21 protein-coding genes are annotated in these 21,090 nt (G+C 71.3%); all 21 read left to right on the forward strand.

Going from position 1 to position 21,090, the window contains the following annotated elements:
- Window positions 1-11: 11 nt before the first annotated feature.
- A complete protein-coding gene (locus OVN18_RS06385; protein ID WP_267782787.1) occupies window positions 12-923 on the forward strand; it encodes a hypothetical protein in 912 nt (303 codons plus the stop codon).
- Window positions 924-969: 46 nt separating this feature from the next.
- Complete coding sequence (locus tag OVN18_RS06390; RefSeq protein ID WP_267782789.1) at window positions 970-2,229, forward strand: RDD family protein; 1,260 nt, start codon at window positions 970-972, stop codon at window positions 2,227-2,229.
- Window positions 2,230-2,284: 55 nt separating this feature from the next.
- Window positions 2,285-6,772, forward strand: a complete 4,488-nt coding sequence (locus OVN18_RS06395; RefSeq protein ID WP_267782790.1) for an FtsK/SpoIIIE domain-containing protein — start codon at window positions 2,285-2,287, stop codon at window positions 6,770-6,772.
- 82 nt (window positions 6,773-6,854) lie between these two features.
- A complete protein-coding gene (locus OVN18_RS06400; protein ID WP_267782792.1) occupies window positions 6,855-7,148 on the forward strand; it encodes a hypothetical protein in 294 nt (97 codons plus the stop codon).
- An 85-nt stretch (window positions 7,149-7,233) separates the two neighbouring features.
- On the forward strand, window positions 7,234-8,562 hold the full coding sequence (locus OVN18_RS06405; RefSeq protein ID WP_267782793.1) for a hypothetical protein: 1,329 nt from the start codon (window positions 7,234-7,236) through the stop codon (window positions 8,560-8,562).
- A 41-nt stretch (window positions 8,563-8,603) separates the two neighbouring features.
- Window positions 8,604-9,131 (forward strand): hypothetical protein, encoded by a 528-nt coding sequence (locus OVN18_RS06410; RefSeq protein ID WP_267782795.1) that lies wholly within the window; start codon window positions 8,604-8,606, stop codon window positions 9,129-9,131.
- Complete coding sequence (locus tag OVN18_RS06415; RefSeq protein WP_267782796.1) at window positions 9,128-9,700, forward strand: hypothetical protein; 573 nt, start codon at window positions 9,128-9,130, stop codon at window positions 9,698-9,700. The genes OVN18_RS06410 and OVN18_RS06415 overlap by 4 nt, the downstream gene beginning before the upstream one ends.
- Window positions 9,697-10,452: a hypothetical protein gene (locus OVN18_RS06420; RefSeq protein WP_267782797.1), complete on the forward strand. Its 756-nt coding sequence runs from the start codon at window positions 9,697-9,699 to the stop codon at window positions 10,450-10,452. Before OVN18_RS06415 ends, OVN18_RS06420 begins: the two co-directional genes overlap by 4 nt.
- A 123-nt stretch (window positions 10,453-10,575) precedes the next feature.
- On the forward strand, window positions 10,576-11,328 hold the full coding sequence (locus tag OVN18_RS06425; RefSeq protein ID WP_267782798.1) for a hypothetical protein: 753 nt from the start codon (window positions 10,576-10,578) through the stop codon (window positions 11,326-11,328).
- A complete protein-coding gene (locus OVN18_RS06430; protein ID WP_267782800.1) occupies window positions 11,325-12,080 on the forward strand; it encodes a hypothetical protein in 756 nt (251 codons plus the stop codon). The genes OVN18_RS06425 and OVN18_RS06430 overlap by 4 nt, the downstream gene beginning before the upstream one ends.
- Window positions 12,077-12,832 (forward strand): hypothetical protein, encoded by a 756-nt coding sequence (locus OVN18_RS06435; protein ID WP_267738806.1) that lies wholly within the window; start codon window positions 12,077-12,079, stop codon window positions 12,830-12,832. Before OVN18_RS06430 ends, OVN18_RS06435 begins: the two co-directional genes overlap by 4 nt.
- 65 nt (window positions 12,833-12,897) lie before the next feature.
- Window positions 12,898-13,584, forward strand: coding sequence for a hypothetical protein (locus OVN18_RS06440; protein WP_267782802.1), 687 nt, complete (start codon window positions 12,898-12,900; stop codon window positions 13,582-13,584).
- Window positions 13,581-14,336, forward strand: coding sequence for a hypothetical protein (locus OVN18_RS06445; protein ID WP_267782806.1), 756 nt, complete (start codon window positions 13,581-13,583; stop codon window positions 14,334-14,336). The genes OVN18_RS06440 and OVN18_RS06445 overlap by 4 nt, the downstream gene beginning before the upstream one ends.
- On the forward strand, window positions 14,333-15,091 hold the full coding sequence (locus OVN18_RS06450; protein ID WP_267782809.1) for a hypothetical protein: 759 nt from the start codon (window positions 14,333-14,335) through the stop codon (window positions 15,089-15,091). The genes OVN18_RS06445 and OVN18_RS06450 overlap by 4 nt, the downstream gene beginning before the upstream one ends.
- Window positions 15,092-15,160: 69 nt before the next feature.
- Window positions 15,161-15,448, forward strand: coding sequence for a WXG100 family type VII secretion target (locus OVN18_RS06455; protein ID WP_267738812.1), 288 nt, complete (start codon window positions 15,161-15,163; stop codon window positions 15,446-15,448).
- An 86-nt stretch (window positions 15,449-15,534) separates the two neighbouring features.
- Window positions 15,535-15,864, forward strand: coding sequence for a hypothetical protein (locus tag OVN18_RS06460; RefSeq protein WP_267782811.1), 330 nt, complete (start codon window positions 15,535-15,537; stop codon window positions 15,862-15,864).
- Between the two features lie 15 nt (window positions 15,865-15,879).
- Window positions 15,880-17,223, forward strand: a complete 1,344-nt coding sequence (locus OVN18_RS06465; RefSeq protein ID WP_267782813.1) for an SNARE domain-containing protein — start codon at window positions 15,880-15,882, stop codon at window positions 17,221-17,223.
- A gap of 128 nt (window positions 17,224-17,351) precedes the next feature.
- Window positions 17,352-17,828, forward strand: a complete 477-nt coding sequence (locus OVN18_RS06470; RefSeq protein ID WP_267782816.1) for a hypothetical protein — start codon at window positions 17,352-17,354, stop codon at window positions 17,826-17,828.
- Window positions 17,825-18,373 carry a hypothetical protein gene (locus OVN18_RS06475; RefSeq protein ID WP_267782819.1) on the forward strand — a complete coding sequence of 183 codons (549 nt, stop codon included), beginning with the start codon at window positions 17,825-17,827 and terminating at the stop codon, window positions 18,371-18,373. The genes OVN18_RS06470 and OVN18_RS06475 overlap by 4 nt, the downstream gene beginning before the upstream one ends.
- On the forward strand, window positions 18,370-19,260 hold the full coding sequence (locus tag OVN18_RS06480; protein WP_267782821.1) for a hypothetical protein: 891 nt from the start codon (window positions 18,370-18,372) through the stop codon (window positions 19,258-19,260). Before OVN18_RS06475 ends, OVN18_RS06480 begins: the two co-directional genes overlap by 4 nt.
- 154 nt (window positions 19,261-19,414) lie before the next feature.
- The gene (locus OVN18_RS06485) at window positions 19,415-21,088 is read left to right on the forward strand and encodes a GspE/PulE family protein (RefSeq protein ID WP_267738819.1); all 1,674 of its coding nucleotides are present in this window, start codon (window positions 19,415-19,417) and stop codon (window positions 21,086-21,088) included.
- The last annotated feature ends 2 nt before the right edge of the window (window positions 21,089-21,090 follow it).

The following is a 21,090-nucleotide window of genomic DNA, read 5'->3' on the forward strand; positions in this document are numbered from 1 at the left end:
GGGCGCGCTCCGTGGTCCGGGCCCAGTTCGCGCTCGAGCGGGTCGAGTTCGATCGGCGCTCGCTCGAGATGCTCCCCGAGTACCGGGCGGAAGTCGACGCACTCGCTCAGCGCACCGCAGCGCAGATGCGAGCGGCCGCGCTCGATCGTCTCCAGGAGCAGCTGACGGCCCGCCCGCATCTGCGCGAGGTCCTCCGCCCCTCCGCGTTCAGCCTGGCCCTGCAGGTTCTCGCGGTCCTCCTCGCGGCGGGTGCTGCCGCCGTCTTTCTGACCCGCAGCGGCGTCGATCCGGAGTGGGCGCTCCCCGTCGCGGCACTCCTGCACCTGTCCGCGGCCCTCATCGTCGGTGGCGTGACGCTGCGGACCATCGTCGCCGGGCCGCCCCCGACATTCCTCCGCCGGGTAGTCGTGCTCGTCGTCGGCACGGCGATCCCGGGTGTCGTCATCGGGGCGCTGATGGACGGCGCGACGGATCCGGCCCTGCGCCTCTGGTGGTGGATGCTCGTCGCGAGCGCCACGCTCTCACTGGTCGTCCTCGCCGCGCTCGTCCGCAGCTGGGTCTCGCTCGGTACGGCCGGCCGTTCCCGGGTCGCCGCCGAGGTGCAGGAGTGGCTCGAGGTCGTGCGCCTCGAGCACTCGGCGGCCATCGCTCGCGCGGCCGCCGAGCTCGACGCGCTCTGGAGCGCCGTCGACGAGCCGCGCCGACTCGCCGTGGCGGAGGCGCGCGATGCCGCGGTGGCGGTGCTCGACGCGCGCGGCTTCCACGAGGAGGCCGCACCGCTCCGCACGGCTGTTCCCGGTGCCGTGGCGGTGGATGCCGCGATCGCCCCATCGCTCGCCGCATGGGGCGCCGGCTCTCAGGAGCCGACCAGCGCCCGTCTCGTCCCCGCCTCCGTGCCCGGCGAGCGCCCGGAGACAGCATGAGCGCGGCTGACCTATCGGTAGCATCGACCGTCCCCGTCGATGAGCAATGACCAGTAACGGAGCCCGCGTGCCGATCACCGCCGAGGTCGACGACGACGCCCCGACGCCGGGGCTGCGTGACGACGGCACGCCCGATCCGGCCTATGCCGAGGGGCTCGGGCTGCGGCCCGCCGGCACCGGGCGGCGCGCCGCCGCCTTCGCGATCGACGCCGCCGCCTGGGCGGTGCTGAGCAGCCCCGCCGTCATCGGCGTGCTGCTGGTGCTGCCGGTGCTGCTCGAGTCCGCATCCCCCGCCGACCCCGCCGCCCTTCTCGAGGCGCTGGCCGGCAGCCTGGTCCTCATCCTCGTGGGGCAGGGGCTGACGATCGCCTTCGGGCTCGTGCAGCTGATCCTCCACGGCCGCCGCGGGGTCACCCTCGGCAAGGCGCTCATGGGGCTGCGCTCGGTGAACGTCGCCGCCTTCGGGCCTCCCGGCTTCTGGCGCGTCGTGCTGCGCGCCCTCGTGCTGCAGCTCTCGACGATGCTGCTGGTCGTCGCGGGCCCCGCGCTGCTGTTCGCCTCGGGGCTGTGGGATGCGGAGGGCCGGGGTCGCAGCTGGCTCGACCGTCTCGCGCGCGCCTGGGTGATCGATGCGCGCCGCGGACTCGACCCGTTCGACGCGAAGGCGATGCGCCACGCGCGCAAGGCCTACGAGACGCCCGAGCGCGACGCGGCCGCCCCCATGCCCTCGCTCGCGACGATCGGAGGAGCGCCGACCGCCTTCGTCCCGGTGCAGCGCTCCAACTCGGGGGTCGTGTCAGGCACGCCGGAGGCGTCGCGGTGGGCTCCGCCGCCCTCGCCCGTCGAGGCGGGGGTCGCCCCGGCAGCCCCTCTCCCGCCGGCAGCCCCGACGCCGGTCGCCCCTGCCGCGGTGGTGCCCGCCGCACCTGCCGCGCCACTCGCCCCGGCGGCACCCTCAGCCCCGTCCGCGCCCTCCGCCGCGAGCCTGCACTTCGACGACGGCACGGTCGTGCCGGTGCCCCGCGCGGCCCTGCTCGGGCGCGACCCCGAGCCCCGGGCGGGCGAGCACGCCGACCTGCTGCTGCCCCTCGTCGACGCGAGCATGCAGCTCTCGAAGACGCATGCCGCGTTCGGCATCGATCCGGCTCTCGGCTTCTGGATGCTCGACCGCGGCTCGTCGAACGGCACGCGCGCGACCTCGGCGGCGGGCGAGCTCGTGCTGACGCCGGGCGAGCGGACGAGCATCCCGCCCGGCAGCACGGTCGCCGTCGGTGGCCGCACCTTCCGCGTGGTCGCCGAGCCGTGACCGACCCCGGCCGCACCCGCACCCACCAGACCCCCGACGCCCCGAGAGGCATCCGATGAAGCTCAAGCTCGCGCTGCGGCGCCAGGGCGCCCCCGACGTCGACGTCGTCATCACCGCCGATGCGACGGCGACCGTCGCCGACGTCGCCCGCGCGATCGCGGCGACCGATCCGCAGTCGGCGCAGTACCAGCGCTTCGCGGGCATGCCCCTCACGCTCGCGGTCGCCCCTCCGGTCGTCGACGAGCTCGTGCCCCTGCAGCCCGATCTGCTGATCGCCGACGCGCCCCTCGGCAGCGGCTTCCACGCCGCCGTCGCCGCGCACGCCACCGCCGAGCGCTCGCGCACCGCCGCCGCCGTCATGCGCGTGCTCTCCGGCCCCGATGCGGGGCGCGAGTTCCCGCTCGGCCGCGGCCACAGCGTCATCGGCCGCGATCCCGCGACGGGCGTGACCCTCGCCGACCCGCTGGTCTCGAAGCGGCACGCGCGCGTCGAGATCGATCAGAGCATCGAGCTCGTCGACCTCAACTCCGCCAACGGCCTCGTCATCGACGGCGGCCGGGTGCCGCGCCTGACCGTGCAGCCCGGTCAGGTCATCACGATCGGCGACACCGACGTCGCCTTCACGATGCTGCAGGCGGGCGACGCGGGCGAGCAGGATGCCGTGCTCGAGCGCGGCGGATCCCTCCTGTTCAACCGCTCCCCGCGGGTCGAGATCCGCTACCCCGGAACCGAGTTCCCGCACCCCTCCATCCCCACCGAGTCGGATCCGCGCCTGTTCCCGTGGCCGATGATCATCGCGCCCATCCTGCTCGGCCTCACGATCTTCTTCGCGACGGGCCGCCCGCTCGCCCTGCTCATGGTGGCGATGTCGCCGGTGATGCTGCTCGGCAACTTCCTCGGGCAGAAGCGCCAGCAGGGCATCAAGCTGACCCAGGAGATCGAGACCTTCGAGGAGCAGATCGAGCGGCTCGAGGACGACCTGGCCGAGCAGACGATCGTCGAGCGCGAGCGCCGGCACGCCGAGGCCCCGCCGACCGCGGTCGTCTACGAGGACGCCATGCGCCTCGGCCCGCTGCTGTGGACCCGACGCCCCGAGCACTGGAGCTTCCTCGGCTTGCGCCTCGGCGTCGGTCGCGCCCGCAGCCGCAACTCGATCGCGGCGGGCGGCGATGCGAAGGGCATCGTGCAGTACTCGCGGCAGGTTCAGGTGCTGCGCGAGCGGCACGAGTTCATCGACGACGTGCCGCTGGTCGAGATGCTGCCGAGCTCGGGCGGCCTCGGCATCGCCGGCTCGCGCACGATGGCGGCGGATGCCCTGCGCGGGCTCGGCGTGCAGCTCTTCGGCCTGCACGCGCCGAACGAGGTCGTCACGGCCGCCATCGTCGATCCGGGCTGGACCAGGGAGCTGGAGTGGCTCAAGTGGCTGCCCCACACGACGACGCCCCGCTCGCCCTTCGCCGAGCTCGCCCTCGCCGACAGCCCCTCCGCCGGCACCGCGCTGCTCAACGCGCTCGAGGAGATCGTGCTGCAGCGCTCGAGCGGCACCCCGAGCCGGCGAGGCCCGCTCAAGACGGAGGACACGACGCTCGCGCTCGGCGCGCGCGTCGGGCAGGGCATCCCGCGCGAACTGAGCCTGCCGGGCGAGATGGCGATCGTGCTCGTCGTCTCGGGCGACGCGCCCGTCGACCGCTCGCGCCTCACGCAGGTGATCGAGCGCGGCGCCGACGTCGGCGTGTACACGATCTTCCTCGCGCCCACGGTCGAGTCGCTGCCCGCCGCCTGCCGCACCTACGTCGACGTCACCGCCGGCCTCGAGAACGGTCGCGTCGGCTACGTGCGCGCGGGGGAGGCCTACGAGCCGGTCGTCGTCGAGGGCGTCTCGAACGCCTACGCCGAGGTCTTCGCCAAGCGCATCGCCCCCGTCGTCGACGTCTCGAGCGTCACCGACGACGCCACCGACCTGCCGCGCAGCGTGTCGATGCTCACCCTGCTCGGCAGCGAGCTCGCCGTGCAGCCGGCGGCGGCCGTCGAGCGGTGGCGGCAGAACAGCTCGGTGCTCGACCGCACGCGCGGCACCCAGCGCCCGCGGCTCAAGCGCGCGGGCACGCTCACGGCCTTCATCGGGCAGGGCAGCCCCGACGCGATGACCCTCGACCTGCGCACGCAGGGTCCGCACGCCCTCGTCGGCGGCACGACCGGCTCGGGCAAGAGCGAGTTCCTGCAGGCGTGGGTGCTCGGCATGGCGGCGGAGTACAGCCCCGACCGCGTCACCTTCCTCTTCGTCGACTACAAGGGCGGCTCCGCCTTCGCCGACTGCGTCGAGCTGCCGCACTGCGTCGGTCTCGTCACCGACCTGAGCCCGCACCTCGTGCGCCGCGCGCTCACGAGCCTGCGGGCCGAGCTGCACCACCGCGAGCACCTCTTCAACCGCAAGAAGGCGAAGGATCTGCTCGAGCTGGAGAAGCGGCAGGACCCGGATACGCCTCCGGCCCTCGTGCTCGTGATCGACGAGTTCGCCGCCCTCGCGGGCGATGTGCCTGAGTTCGTCGACGGGGTGGTCGACATCGCCCAGCGCGGGCGCTCGCTGGGCATCCACCTCATCATGGCCACGCAGCGGCCCGCCGGCGTCATCAAGGACAATCTGCGGGCGAACACCAACCTGCGGGTGGCGCTGCGGATGGCCGACGAGAGCGATTCCAACGACGTCGTCGGCGATCCGGTGGCGGGCACCTTCGATCCGTCGATCCCGGGTCGCGGCATCGCGAAGACCGGGCCGGGCCGGCTGGTGCCCTTCCAGTCGGGGTACGCCGGCGGCTGGACGAGCGACGAGCCCGAGCAGGCGCAGGTGCGCGTCGCCGAGCTGCGGTTCGGATCCCTGCTCGTGTGGGAGGGCGAGGGCAGCCCCGAGTCGCTCGAGGAGGACGGCGACCTCGGCCCCAACGACCAGAAGCGCCTCGTCGCCTCGCTCATCGCGGCCTCGGCGCAGGCGGCCATCCCGGCCCCACGGCGGCCGTGGCTCGACGACCTGCCGGCCACCGTCGACCTGCGCGCCCTGCCGCTCGAGGGCGACGCGCGCATCGCGCTCGGCCTCGCCGACATCCCCGAGCGGCAGCTGCAGGCGCCGGTCTTCTTCGAGCCCGACACCGACGGGCACATGCTCGTCTACGGCACCTCCGGCTCGGGCAAGTCGACCGCGCTGCGCTCGATCGCCGTCGCGGCGGGCGCGCGCCCCGAGGCCGGGCGCAGCATCGTCTACGGTGCCGACTTCGGCACCGGATCGCTGCGCTCGCTCGAGAGCCTGCCGCACGTCGGCTCGATCGTCGCCGGCGACGACGCCGAGCGCGTGCAGCGCCTGCTGCGCACCCTGCGGTCGATGCTCGACGACCGCTCCCGGCGCTACTCGGAAGTCAACGCCGCGAGCCTCAGCGAGTACCGGCGCCTGAGCGGGCGCGCCGATGAGCCGCGCATCATCGTGCTCATCGACGGCTTCGGCACCTTCAAGCAGGAGTGGGAGGCCACCAGCGCCCGGGCCCCGTTCTACGGCATCGTGATGCGCGCGCTCGGCGAGGGGCGGCCGCTGGGCATCCACATCATCGCCACCGCCGACCGCTACGGAGCCGTGCCGACGGCGGTCAGCGCCAACGTGTCCAAGCGCATCGTGCTGCGCATGAGCGACGAGAACGCCTACGGGGTGCTCGGCGTTCCGAAGGACGTGCTGAACGAGCGCAGCGCTCCCGGCCGCGCGATCGTCGACGGCGTCGAAACCCAGATCGGCTCGATGGGCGGCACCGTCAACGTGGCCGAGCAGTCGACGGCGATGGACGCCTTCGCCGCCGAGCTGAGAGCGCGCGGTGCGGTGGATGCTCCCGGCATCGGCGCGCTACCCACCGAGCTGAGCCCCGCCGACCTGCCCGACAGCGTGGGCGGGCAGCCCGTCATCGGCATCGCCGATGACGAGCTCGGTCCGTTCGGGTTCGAGCCGATCGGCACCTTCGTCGTGGCCGGTCCTCCGCGCAGCGGCAGGACCAGCGCCCTGCGCGCGCTGGTGCGCGCGGTCGAGCGGGCCGAGCCGGGAACCGAGTTCTTCCACATCGGCGGTCGGCGGGCCGCGCTGCGCGAGGACCGCGCCTGGACGGGCGCGGCCTCGAGCATCGACGACGTGCGCGCGCTCGCCAAGCAGCTCGCCCCCATCGTCGCCGAGGAGGGGGCGCAGAACCGCATGGTGATCGTGGTCGAGAACGTCACCGAGTTCGGCGACACCGATGCCGAGCGCCCGCTCAAGGAGCTGTTCCAGGCCGTCAACCGCAGCGACCACATGCTCATCGGCGAGGGCGACGTCAGTCTCATGGCGGGCGGCTACGGCCTCATCGGCGAGCTCAAGGCGGGTCGCCGCGGCATCGTGCTGAAGCCCGAGACCTACGACGGCGAGTCGATCTTCAAGGTGCCGTTCCCGCGGGTGCAGCGCCACGAGTTCCCCGAGGGCCGCGGCATCTTCGTCGAGAACGGCCGCGCGGTGACGGTGCAGTTGCCGCTCGTGCCGTGAGAGCGGGCGTGGGGAGTCCTCCCCATCGTCCGGTTCCGCGCGAACCCGTAATCTGTGACCGATACCTGAGGAAGGGGCAACGATGGCGGCCGATGTCGATCTGAACCTGGATGCACTGCGCGAGACCCTGGCGAGCCTGGCCGTCGTGCTCGATGACTTCGCGAGCGTCTCCGACGCCGTCGGCGAGGTGCGCGACGCGGTCGGGAAGCCCCACGGCCGCGGCGAGCTGCACTCGCGCGTCGGCGACTTCGAGAGCGGGTGGAACGGCAACCGCGAGGTCATCCAGGAGAACCTGCAGGGCGTCTACGACCACCTCAACGGCATCATCGAGGGTTTCAGCACGACCGACGCGGCCCTGGTCGCGCCGGCCGGATAACGAGTAAAGGAACGACGTCATGGTCTTCAAGCCGGAGATCGGGGATGCCTGGCTGCGATCCCCGCACACGCGCCCCTGCCTCACCGTGGAGGGCGACGCGGACGCGATCGAGGCCGCGGGGCAGGCCTTCCTCGCCGTGGGTTCTGCGATGCGCACTGCGGCGGTCGAGCTCGGCAAGCTGAGCCGCGAGGAGAGCTATCGCGCGCAATCGTTCGACGCCATTCGCGACGAGGCAGGGCAGGCCGAGAAGGATCTCGAGCAGGCCGCTCTGCGCTACGTCGGCGAGGAGGGCGGGCGCGGCACCGCGCACGCGCTGTGCGATTACGCCGTCGCCCTGCGCCGCGTGCAGTTCCTCGCCGGTGAGGAGCATGTGGAGAGCATCCGCACCGCTCACGAGGCGGCGCAGCGGCACCGCAGCGCGCTCGCCGCCGCGCAGAGCGAGGTCGACGGGCTCGGTAGCGACCCGACGGCGGAGGAGCGCACGGCGGCGGAGGCCCGTCTGACCGAGACGGATTCCCTGTCGGACCGTGCGGAGTCGCTGCTGGATGGCCTCTGGGAGAACTTCGACAGCGCGGTCGGCGACTGGGAGACCTCGTACGACGATGCGGTGTCGGCGATCGGCGATGCGATCGACCTCTCCGATATCGACGACTCATGGTGGGAGGACGCGCTCGACGTCGTCATCCTGGCGGCGACGATCGTGGGTGCCATCGCCGCGATCGCGGCGATGGTCGTCGCGGCTCCGTTCGTCGCGATGGCGGCGACCATCGCGACGATCGCGGGTCTGATCGTGCTCATCGCGACCATCGTGATGGCGGTCGGCGGCCGCCGGAAGGATGGTGTCGATATCGCGTTCGCCGTGATCGGTGTCATCCCGTTCGGCAGGGCCCTCCGCTCGGGGCAAGGCGCTCGGGCCGCCCTGGGTCTCACCACGTCGTCGAGCAGGACGGCAGCGACCGCCGTGGCGGGCCGCACGGCCATCGTCGACGACCTCGCCCGCTGGCAGGCCCACGGCGCGCGTCACTCGGACGTGCTGGCCAATGTAGGCAATCGCGCTGCACGTGAGGCGGGCGCGGCGGGCCTCGCCGATGACTTCCTGCGATCCGGGATGCCCGACTGGGCACAGAGGATCGCAACCGGTGTCCGGTCCGGCGGTGGGCGGTTCGACATCGATGCCATGAGGATCTCCTCACTGATCGACAACGGGTGGGCGGCAGGAGGGACGGCCGGCCCGCGCAGCCTGGCGTGGGCCGCGGACAACGCGATGCCGAGCGCGGTCATGCAGGGGGTCAACGCGTGGAACTTCACCATGGGCGGCCTCGACTCCCTGACGATGGGCGGTGCCTCGGACTTCATCGGGGACCCGATCCGCGATGTGATCGGGGCGGGACAGGACGCGGTGACCGGTCGATGACCGCCGCCGTGCCGTCATCGGCTCCGACGGGATGGTCGCTCATGGCGCCGCCGGGATGGCGACGCCACCGTGCCGAGGAGTTGATGACGCAGAATCCGTTCGCCGGTTTCGAGCAGCTGGCGCGCGACGCAGGCCGCGCCGACCTCGTCATCCAGGCCCGAGCCCTGACCGCCGAGCTGAGGTCGTCGATGCGCGAGGGGAGGGTCCTCGAGATCCACCTCCCGACCACGCTCGAGGCCGTCGAGGCGGCGTCGGCATCGCTGACGATCGCCCGATACCGTACGGAGGAGGGCGTGACGGCGGAATCGGCAGCAGCCCGGATCGCGAAGGCGCGACCCGTCGAGCGCGTGGACGATGCTGCAGCGCTGCAGTTCCGTTTCCGCTTCGAATCGACCCGTTACGCGGAGCAGGGCGTCTACGCCAGCCACACGATGGCGGTCTTCCCGCGTCCGGCTGCGAGCGGAGGACTCTTCGCCACCTTCACCGCACTGCACGACGGATCCGGTGCCGAACCGGTGCTCGCGCTGGGCGACGTCATGCTCGCGAGTCTCACCTGGAGGACGCCATGATGCGGGCGCCGATCGACGTTGATCCCGGTCGCTGGATCCGGGTGCCGCTCGACTTCGCCGAGGAGCGCTGGACCGACGCCGGGGCCTGGGCATCCTGGGTGGCGCAGGAGGCGGTTCCCGGTGACGCTCGACGGCGGGAGAGCATCCGCGCGATCGCCCTGGCGCTCGCCGAGCTCGACTCGCACGGGGCGGTCGTGCGGTACTGGCACTTTCCCGACGACGGCGAGCCAGGCGCGGCGCTCGACGTCAGTCTGGCCGTCGCCGGCGGCGACGAGCTGCTGCCCGCGGCTCCCGACCGTCTCGTGGTCGAGCCGTTGGAGAGCGCGCTGGAGGTGCCCGGCTTCGATCGGGCGGCCCGGCGGCGCAGCCTCGTCCCGGTCGGTGACGGCGACATCGCCGACGCGCCGGTGCTCGCTCTCGTGGAATGGGCGGCGGCGGTCGACGGCATCGTGGTCGGGATGACCGCCGCCGACACCGATCCCTCCCGACTCTCGCGGCTCGTCGCCGACGGCGATGACCTGCTCGCCGGTCTCGACGGGCGAGCCCTCGCACGGATGGTGCTGGGGTGAGCGAGATCGAGCTCGCTCGCGTCCGCGACCAGATCTCGCATCTCCCCTCGAGTCTTCGCGGTCCCACGGCCGTCGATGCGGGCCGGGGGATCGCCGCCGAGGCCGTACTGCAGGCGCCCGCCGCGGGAGAGGACTATCCGAGCACGCACGATCTCTCCTCCGTTTCCGGACGCTGGATCGTGTTCGGCTCCGTGCAGCTCGTCGCGGCGATCCTGGCGGGCGCATCGCACTTCGGTGCGCGAGGCGGGAGGCTCGAACCGGAGATCGCGGCGAACATCGCCGTCGGCGGCACCCTCGTGTCCGTACTCTTCGGCATGCTCGCGCTCCGGATCGGAGCATCGATGCCGATGGTCCTGCGCTCCGCGCGACGCACTCCGATCATCGTCGCGCTCGTCCTCCTGCCCATCGGCTTCACGCTCGGCCTGGTCCGCCTCCTGACGGGGGAGGCGTACGAGGATGTTCCGCTGATCATCGCGGCGGTCGTGCAAGCAGTCGGGTTCATCGCCCTTCTCGTGATCCTGCGTCGAACGCCGGGAGCGGTCGAGCTGCGGGCGCGAGCCGGCCTCTCCGATGCGGAGTGCGCGGAACTCCGGGGCCGTGACCCGGAGCTCGCTCAGCGGATGAAAGACGCCGAGATCCAGGCTCTGCTCGCCCTAACGGCGCTCGGTCAGGTCGACCCGCAGCTCGCGGAGCGGGAGAGCGCGCGGATCGACGAGCGCTGGGGCGTCGGGCTCGTCGACGGTGGTTCGTGAGAGCCGCCGACTCGGGGAGCCGAGGGGAGATGACACCCCGGCGCGACTCCACAGCCTCATCGTCGACGGGGATGCGCTTCTGGCGGGGCTCGACGGCCGAGCGCTCGCCCGCATGGTGCGCGGATGAGCGACGCTGATCTGGCGCGCGTGCGCGAGCAGGTCGCCCAGCTGCCCCCTCGCCTCCGCGGCCCTGCGGCGGTCGCTGCGGGGCGCGGCATCGCCGCCGACACGGTCATCCGGAACGAAGCGCCGCGGGGGACCGTGAGCGATGGGGACCTGTCCGGCGTTCCCGCGCGGTGGATCGTGTTCGCCGCTCTCCAGGTGCTCGCGGCGATCCTCGCGGGCGCATCGCACCTGGGCGGCCGTGGCGGGCGCCTCGACCCCGAGCCCGCGGCGAACACCGCGCTGATCGCTACCGTGGCCACGGTCGCGCTCGGAGCGCTCGCCCTTCGACTCGGGCCGTCGATGCCGATGGTGCTGCGGTCGGCTCGGCGCACGCCCCTTCTCGTCGCCCTCGTGCTCCTGCCGATCGGTCTCGTGCTCGGACTCGTCCGGCTCGCGCGCGGTGAGGCGTTCGACGACGGAGCCATGATCCGAGCCGCTGTCGTGCAGGTTCTCGGCATCGTGGCGCTCGTCGTCATCCTGCGTCGAACCCCCGGGCAGGCTGCCGCGCGCGCGGGCGCCGCGCTCTCCGACGGTGAATGCTCGGCGCTCCGCCGTCACGACCCGGCCACCGCCCAGCGGATGAAGGACGCCGAGATCCAGGCGCTGCTGGCGCTCACAGCGCTCGGCCAGGTCGACCCGCAGCTCGCCGAGCGGGAGAGCGCGCGCATCGACGAGCGCTGGGGCGTTGGTCTCGTCGACGGGGCGTCGTGAACGGTGGTGAGCTCGCGCGCGTTCGCGCCGCGATCGCGGACCTGCCCCCCCGGCTCCGCGGAGCTGCCGCGATCCAGGCGGGGAGGAGCATCGCCGCTCACGTCGTCCTCGATCGTCCGGAATCGACGCCACCGCGGGAGGAGTCGAACGATTGGTCGACCGTGTCTCTGCGTTGGATACTCTTCGCCTCCGCACACTTCCTCCCGGTCCTTATTGCGGGGCTGTCGCATCTCAGCGGTAGAGACGGTCGACTCGAGCCCGAAGCGGCGGCCGATTCATCACTGGTCAGCACGATCGTCGCCGTGGTGGTCTCTGTCATCGCCCTTCGCGTGATGCCGCGCATGCCGGCGCCCGTGCGGTCGGGCACTCGGATCACTCTGCTCATCGGGTGCATCGTGCTCCCCTTCGGGCTGGTTCTCGGACTGCTGCGGCTGGCGCTCGGTGAGACGAACGAGGTCGACGTGATGGTGCGGGCAGCGGTCGTGCAGGCGATCGGTGCTGTCTCCTTGTTCCTGCTCTGGCGTCGCGCGCGACCACGGACCGCGGCGACTGCTGATTCTGCGTTGAGTGATGAAGAGTGCGCACGACTGCGACGCGCCGACCCCGCGGCCGCGCAGCGGATGAAGGACGCAGAGATCCAGGCGCTGCTGGCGCTGACCGCACTCGGCCAGGTGGATCAGCGGCTCGCGGAGCGGGAGAGCGCTCGGATCGACGAGCGCTGGGGTGCCGGTCTCATCGACGGGTCGTCGTGAGCGCCGCGGAACTTGCCCGCGTTCGCGCGAGGATCGCGCAACTGCCGGCTCGGGCGCGGGGTGCGGCAGCGGTCGACGCGGGCCGGGGGATCGCAGCGGAAGTGGTCCTCGGTGAACCCGCAGACCCCGACTTCGTCCACGATGGGCAGGATCTCTCCACCGTTCCCGTCCGATGGATCGTGTTCGGGTGCATCCAGCTCCTCTTCGTAATCATGGCTGGAGCCTCCCACTTCGGGGGACGCGGGGGGCGACTGGAGCCCGAGGAGGGTGCGAACGTCGCGCTCGTCTGCGTGATCGTCGGGGTCGCTCTCAGCGCCCTTGCGTTGCGGTTGTTGCCGATCATGCCTCCACCGGTGCGCACGGCCACTCGCACGACGCTCTTGATCGGCTCGGTCATTCTCCCGCTCGGATTCGTGCTCGGGATTGCTCGCCTGCTGTTCGGGGAGGCCTCCGAGGTCGACGTCATGGTGCGCGCAGCAATCGTTCAGGCGCTGGGCGCGTTCGTCCTGCTGATGATGTTCCGGCGGGTTCCCGGCCCGGTCGCGGTGTACCGGCGGTACGCCTTGAGTGATGCACAGTGCGCGCGTCTGCGCGCCGATGATCCTCCGGTCGCGCAGCGGATGAAGGACGCTGAGATCCAGGCTCTGCTCGCCCTTACAGCGCTCGGCCAGGTCGACCCGCAGCTCGCGGAGCGGGAGAGCGCGCGCATCGACGAGCGCTGGGGTGCCGGTCTCGTCGACGGGGCGTCGTGAGCGCCGCGGAACTTGCCCGCGTTCGCGCGGGAATCTCTCGCCTGCCTCCCCGTACCCGCGGCGCGGTGGCGGCCGATGCGGGGCGGGGTGTCGCGGCTGAGGTCGTTCTGGGCGACCCCGCTGAGGTGATCTCGGCGGACGATGCGGATGAATTCTCGAATGTGCCAGTGCGGTGGATCGTGTTCGCCGCACTCCAGGCGCTCGCCGTGGGGGCGGCCGGCGCTTCCCACTTCGGAGGGCGCGGCGGACGACTCGAGCCTGAGGTGGGCGCGAACGTGGCCCTCGTCAGCGCGATCATCGCCGTTCTGCTGAGTGTGCTCGCCGTGCGGCTGCTCCCCGTCATGTCGCTGCCGATGCGCAGGGCCACGCGGATCACGGTGCTGGTCGGCTCGATCCTCATCCCTGTCGGGTTGGTCGTCGGGCTCGCCCGTCTGGTCCTCGGCGAGGCCGACGAGGTCGACGTCATGGTGCGAGCGGCGGTAGTGCAAGCGCTGGCCGCCGCTGCTCTGCTCGTGCTGTTGAGACGCATGCCCAGCCCGGTCGAGGCCTATCGGCGACGCGCCCTGACCGACGAGGAGTGCGCACGTCTGATCGCGATGAATCCGGAGAAGGCCCAGCGGATGAAGGACGCCGAGATCCATGCTCTCCTCGCCCAGAAAGCGCTCGGCCAGGTCGATCAGCGGCTCGCGGATCGGGAGGGCGCGAGGCTCGACGAGCGCTGGGGCGTCGGTCTCGTCGACGGGGCCTCATGAGCGACGCAGAGCTTGCGGATGTGCGCGAGCGGGTGGCGAACGTTTCCGGCCGTTTGCGAGGAAGAGCCGCCATCGCGGCAGGGAGGGGCATCGCCGCGTCTCAGGTGCTCGACGGTCATCCTCAATCGTCGACGACGGCGGACTCGTGGGACTTCTCGGCGGAGCCGGTGCGTTGGATCGTGTTCGGGACGGTGCAGCTCGCGGTCACCATCGCCGCTGGCGCCTCGCACATCAGGACCCGCAGCGGCGGGCTCGAGACGGAGACGGCCGCCGATGTCGCCCTCGTCAGCACGCTCGTCGCCGTGGCGATGGCGTTCATCGCGGTGCGGCTCCTGCCGAGGATGTCGCCGGCGATGCGGACGGCGACGCGCACCTGCTTCTTGGTCGGCTGCGTCATCCTGCCGCTCGGAATCGCCATGGGGTTGCAGAGGATCCTGACGGATCAGGCGTACGAGATCGATGTGATGCTGCGCGCGATCGCGGTGCAGACTGTGGGGCTCGTCGTCATGATCGTGCTGTGGCGCCGCTATCCAGGTCCCGTCACTCTTCTCCGCCGCGCTGCATTCTCCGACGCGCAGTGCGTCGAGCTGCGCGAGCGCGACCCGGAGCTCGCGCAGCGGATGAAGGACGCCGAGATCCAGGCGCTGCTCGCCCCGACCGTTCTGGGGCACATCACCCCGCGGCTCGCGGAGCGCGAGAGCGCCAGGATCGACGAACGGTGGGGCGTCGGTCTCGTCGACGGGGTTTCATGAGCGAGAGGGAGCTCGCTCGCGTTCGCGATCAGGTCGCGCAGTTGCCTGGGAGTCTTCGCGGCCCATCCGCGGTCGATGCGGGTCGGGGGGTCGCCGCGGAGGCTGTCCTGCAGGCGCCCGCCGCCGGGGATGACTATCCGAGCACGCAGGATCTCTCTTCCGTCTCGGGACGGTGGATCGCATTCGGGTCCGTGCAGCTCGTTTCCGCGATCCTGGCGGGCGCATCGCACTTCGGTGCGCGCGGGGGCCGACTTGAACCGGAGATCGCGGCGAATATCGCCGTCATCGGCACACTCGCCTCCGTCATCTTCGGGGTGCTCGCGCTCCGCCTCGGGGCGTCGATGCCGATGGTGCTGCGGTCCGCACGACGGACCCCGATCATCGTCGCCTTGGTCCGTCTGCCCATCGGCTTCACGCTGGGTCTGGTCCGCCTCCTCACGGGGGAGTCGTATGAGGATGTCGAGATGATCCGGGCGGCTGTGGTGCAAGCTGTGGGGTTCGCCGCACTCCTCGTGATCATTCGTCTCACGCCGGGAGCGGTTGAGCTGCGGGCTCGAGCCGGACTCTCGGACGCGGAGTGCGCGGAACTCCGTGTTCGTGACCCGGAGCTCGCGCAACGGATGAAGGATGCCGAGATCCAGGCGCTGCTGGCGCTCACGGCGCTCGGGCAGGTCGATCAACAGCTCGCGGAGCGCGAGAGCGTGCGCATCGACGAGCGCTGGGGCGAAAGTGGGGAGTCCTCCCCATCGACGTGAGGAAAACTGCCGCACTACGGTGGAGCCATCGGGGCCCGCAGGGGGCCGCACACGAACGAAAGGGTCATCATGGCTGACTTCAAGGCCACTTACAGCGAGATGGAGCGCATGGCGAGCCGCCTGGAGGCAGGCCGTGAGGACATCGCCGAGATCCTCCGCTCGCTCAAGAGCGAGGTCGAGGCGCTCACGAACGACGAGTTCCGCACGCAGCAGGCCTCGGGCAAGTTCAACGACGGCTACGGCGAGCTCACCGAGGGCCTCAAGAGCGCCATCGAGGGCATCCGCGACATGGGCGAGTCGCTCACGAAGATGATGCGAGCGATCCAGGACACGGACGCGGCGCTCGCCGGCAACTGATCCGCGCCTCACATCGAGCCGGGCGGCCACGGCCGCCCGGCTCGAGCTCCGCCCGTGCACGATGACCACCGACGAAAGAGCAGCGCATGTCTGATGTCATCATCGATGTGACGACCCTGAGCGCCTTGAACTCAGCGCTCAAGCGCATCCTCGTCGAGTTCGACGAGGTCGGATCGACCACGGGCGAGCTCCAGGACGCGATCGATCGGCCCGCCGACCGATCGGGTCTGCGCGACCGCACGCGCGATTTCGAGTCCGGCTGGGACGACCGGCGCTCGGCCCTCGTCGAGAAGCTCACGGCGATCCAGGCCTCAGTCGAATCGACCTGCACCGGATGGCTCGATTTCGATTCCGAGCTCGCGAACAACCTCACCCTCGACGCCAGCGGCGGGGCCGCGCCGGTGTCGGACGTCTGACCCCCGGAGGGCATCGTGACTGATCTGAGAACGCACGCGGGACGGCGAGTGGAGGTTCTCGCCGGTGAGCCTGCGCGCATCATCGCGCGCGGCGAGGCCATCGAAGCGCTCGGGGCCCAGATGGAGGGCGCGGCGCAGGTGCTGCGCGACATCGGCGACGGCGCCGAGGAGCAGAAGGGCCGGTCGATCGAACGGATCCAGCAGGAGGTCGGCGATGTCCATGAGGAACTGCACCGGGCCTCGCAGCGCTACTCCCCGACGGGGCGGATCATGCGCACGTACGGTCAGGCGCTCGACGACGTGCAGGTGCAGATGCGACGCCTCGTGGCGGAGGCCGAGGCAGCCCAGGCCGAGCTGATCCGTCGCCGGTCTCTCGCCGCGAGCGCGGCCGCGGAGGCACAGGATTACACCCCCGACGACGCTGATCCCTCGGCGACCACGACCGCCGATCGGCTCGCGACGACCGCCTCCTCGGCGCTCCTCCTCGCCGATGCAGCAGTGGACGATCTCGATGCGGTGCTGCGCGCCTACGATGCCGAGTTCGAGACCTGGGACATCGCGTACGAGGCTGCGCTGTCCGGCATCGAGGATGCGACGGAGGGGAACGTCACCGATCACTGGACAGACGACCTCGCTGGCGTCGTCGAGGAGGTGCTCGTCGTTCTGCAGATCGCGGGCGTCATCCTCGCGATCGCGGCGCTCGTCATCGGCGGGCCGCTGTTCGCCGCCCTCGCCGCGCTCGCCGGAGTGCTCGCACTGCTGGGCACGCTGTACCTCGCCGCGAAAGGGCGCCGTAACGGATCCGACATCGCCTGGGCGGTCGTCGGCGTGCTCCCGTTCGGCAAGCTCGGCAAGGTCTTCCAGTCAGGACGACGCCTGACAGGCATCCGGGAGTTCGCGACCGGGCCGGTGATGGAGATCGTCACGCCCGTGCGCCGTCTCGTCGCGATCCGCCGACTACCGAGCGCCGACGTGATCCGTCAGGGGGGCGGAATGGGATCGCGAGCCGCGCAGGGGCTCGCCCAGCGGTTGCGCACCGACTTCACGGCGTTCACCGGCGGTGGGGCGTCGGGCATCGTGACCCGCATCTCGCAGGGTTCTAGTCGCACCTGGGTCACCGGCGTAGTCGACAACTTCGCGTCGATGACCCCTCATCATCAGAGCCTCGTCCGGCCGCACCTCGGTGCGCTCGGTGACGTCGTGAGCGGCGCTCCCGTGGTGACGATGCCCGAGATGGCGATCAACGTCGTCGAGTTCGGCATCAAGCGCACGAACATGGTCGTCCGAGGCACCTCCGACGCGATGGCCGCGTTCGGCGAGCAGCCGGTCGACGCGTGGTCGGCCGAGCTCGCTCGATGACGATGGCGTCGACGCCGGCAGCGGATATCGGGATCCCGCCCTATCGGCTTCTTCTGCCGAACGGGTGGGACGAGGCCGCGGCGAGCTCCGCCACCGCGGAAGAGCTCGTCCTCCGCGGAAGCGAGATCATGAAGCGCGCCCATCGACCCGATCTCGACGTCGAGTTCCGGTCGGCGATCCGCCGGGCTTTCGCCCAGCTGCGGTCGAACGATGCCGTCGCTGTCTACCTGCAGCGGGACGTGCCGGCCGAGCAGGTCATGCCGATGTCGATCATCGTGTCCGTCCGACGGGCGCCCGAGGGTCGCTCGCTCGATGGCGAGGTAGCCGCCATGTTCCGAGAAGGAGGCGCGCAGTTCCTCCGTGATGATCGCGCGATCGTCCGGATGGAGGCGGATCGCGCGCTCGAGGGCCTCGATCGGGGCATCCGCACCAAGCAGATCGCGTACGTCATCGCGGTGCCCGGCTCCGCACGCACGCGCGCGCTGCAGTTCACGACCGCCGTGCCGTACCCCGCCGGCGCCGATGATGACGCGATGCGGATGGTCGATGAGATGGTCGCGCTGAGTGACGTCATCGTCAGCACCTTCGCGTGGGAGAGACCATGAGCGGCTACGAGCTGTCCTACGACGCCGGTTGCTGGTACAGGCTGCCGGATTCCGGTGACGCCCGCGGATTCGCCGACGAGGTCGTGGCCGACCTCCGCGCGTCCCGCCCCGATCTGGATGCCGACGACGCCCACGCGGTCAGGGGCGTGGCGGAGGCCGTCGTGCTCTCACGCCCCGACGACGCGTCCGAGTCCTTCCTGTTCCTGCCCGCCGACGTCGGTGCGCTGGGGGTCGCCCATCTCAGCATCATCGTTCCCGCAGCCGGCGAGATCTACTCCGCTGTCGACGTCATGGCCGCGGCGGACGACGCGCTACTGCCACCCGCGCGGAGCGACCTCGAGTTCGCGTCGCTCGGACGGGGTTCGCGCATCATCACCGTCACCCCGGGGGGAGACGGGCTGCCGGCTGCGCGCATCGAGTACCTCTTCTCGGACGGTCCGGCCGTGCTCATGGTCTCTGCCCTGGCCCGATCGGTGCGCGACGCCGGCATCATGACATCGGCCATGGACGAGCTGCTCGCCGGCTTCCGCTGGATGCCGGCGTGAGCGCGGCCGAGCTCGCGGCGAGCATCCCGGTCCGCCTCGGCGAGGCTCTGCCCACCGCGCGCGCGCTGGAGGATGCCGCCGCCGGCGTCCACGCGCCGGTGCTCGCCGATCGTCTGCGCTCCATCGATCGCGAGCACGATCGCGCGATGGCGCGCCTGCGCGCGACGTACCGTGCTCGCGAGGACGGCTACGAGGGGGCACCCGCCGGGGAGGAGCCGCACGACCCCCCGCGCGACATCTGGGGCCTCGACGCTCTCGCCCTCGTGCTCGTCGCCGTCGGTCTCGCCGTCCTCCCGGCGAGCGCCCGCTTCGCCGATCGATGGGATGCCGCTTCCGCGGCCGCCCTCAGCGCGTGCCTCATCGTGCTCGCCACGCTGCTACATCTCGTGGGTGCGCTGCGCTCGCGCAGCTCCGCGGGCGTCAGCAACCACCGCGCGAGTTCCGTGATCTCCTTCGACGCCGTGGCGGCGCTCGCCGGAGCAGGGCTCGTCGTCTGGCGGGCCTCTCTGCCGCGGGACGGCGCACCGATCGAGTCCGTGCTCGTGCCGGCGGTCGCCGCGGGCGTGTGCGGCGTCCTTCTCGGCCTGGTCTGGATCGACGCGCGCGGCCGAGGAGCGCCCGAGCGCGAGCAGGCCGCGCGATACCGCTCGGCGGAGGCATCCTGGCGGGAGGATCTCGACCCGCAGGCGGAGGTGCTCGCCGCACGATCCCGAGAGGCTGCGCTTGCCGCGGCGCTCGAGCTCGATGCCGGTGTTCGCGCGGCGCTCGAGACCGATCTCGCCGAGGCCGCTCTGATCCTGCGCCGGCGCGAAGAGGTCCCCTACGAGATCGCGACGGCCATCGGGAAGGCGCCCTTCGGGTCGATGCGCTACGACGATCGGGTGTGACGAGCATCCCTGTGACGCGTGGGGGAGGAGTGGCTGGCGTGCGCTCCCACCCCCGAAAGCGGGACTACTACCCCATGAGCCCCTGACATACCGTCAACCTCGGGGAACGGCGCGTGTCGCGATCAGCGGCTCGCGTCCAAAGGGGGAGTCACGCATGCCATCACTGACCGAGGTGCTCATCATCCGCGGCATCATGCCGATCGAGACGCTCGACGTGATGAGCAATGATCCCCTCGCCGAGGCGCACATCGTGCAGATGTTCCTCGACGAGGGGCGCGTGACCGCCTCGCAGATCGCCTCCGCCCGGGCGGAGGTCGCCGGCCTGTCGTTCGTCGAGTTGACCGACTACCCCGTCGACGGCACCGCCGTGAGTCTCGTGCCGGCCGCGATCTGCCGCCGGCACGGCATCCTCCCCATCCATGCCACGGCCGCCTCGCTCACGCTCGCCATGACCGACCCCGGCAACGTGCTCGCGCTCGATGACGTGCGCGCCGTCACCCGCCTCGCCGTCGTCCCGGTCGTCGCGGAGGCGAATGACCTGCAGACCGCGATCGACCGCTACCACCGCGCCGACGGCGAGCTGAGCAGCCTCACCACCGAGATGGTGGAGGACTCGTCGCTGTCGACGAGCACCGAGGTCGAGTTCGCCGATGCTCGCGAGGACGACGCGCCGATCGTGCGCTTCGTCAACCTGCTCATCAGCCAGGCGATCTCCGACCGCGCGTCCGACATCCACATCGAACCGGCCGAGCACGACCTGCGCGTGCGGTACCGCATCGACGGCGTGCTCCACGAGATGCAGCGGGCGCCCCGCAGCATCCAGAACGGCGTGATCTCGCGCCTGAAGATCATGAGCGACATCGACATCGCCGAGCGCCGCAAGCCGCAGGACGGCCGGCTGTCGGTGAACCATGACGGCCGCAAGATCGACCTGCGCGTGGCCACGCTGCCGACCGTGTACGGCGAGAAGATCGTCATGCGAATCCTCGACAACTCGTCCACGAGCCTCAGCCTCGAAGACCTGCACCTGCTCGAGCGCAACGCCGCCGCGTACCGCACCTCCTACGAGAAGCCGTACGGCATGATCCTCGTCACCGGGCCTACGGGCTCCGGCAAGTCGACGACGCTCTACACCACGCTCAACGCGGTGTCGAAGCCCGAGATCAACGTCATCACCGTCGAGGACCCGGTCGAGTACCGCCTCGCGGGCATCAACCAGGTGCAGGTGAACCCCAAGGCGGGCCTCACGTTCGCGAGCGCCCTGCGCAGCATCCTGCGATCCGACCCGGATGTCGTGCTCATCGGTGAGATCCGCGACCAGGAGACAGCCCAGATCGCCATCGAGGCATCCCTCACCGGCCACCTCGTGCTGTCCACCCTGCACACCAACGACGCCCCGAGCGCGATCACTCGTCTCACCGAGATGGACATCGAGCCCTTCCTCGTCGGTTCGGCCCTCGACAGCGTCGTCGCCCAGCGCCTCGCGCGCCGCCTCTGCGACCGCTGCAAGGAGCAGTACCAGCCCGAGGTGCACGAGATGGTCGGGCTGCGCGTCGGCTTCGACCCCGCCGTGCACGGCCTGCCGACCCTGCACCGCCCGGTCGGCTGCCAGACCTGCGCCGGCACCGGCTACCGCGGCCGCATCGCGCTGCACGAGGTCATGACCGTCACCGAGGAGATCGAGCGGCTCGCGGTTCACCGCGCATCGAGCGCCGAGATCCAGAAGGTCGCTATCGAGCAGGGGATGATCACCCTCCGCTACGACGGATGGATGAAGGTTCATCGGGGTCTGACCTCGATCGAGGAGATCCTGCGGGTCGTCGCATGACG

Origin of the sequence: Microcella daejeonensis (genome assembly GCF_026625045.1) — a bacterium.
GTDB lineage: Bacteria > Actinomycetota > Actinomycetes > Actinomycetales > Microbacteriaceae > Microcella > Microcella daejeonensis.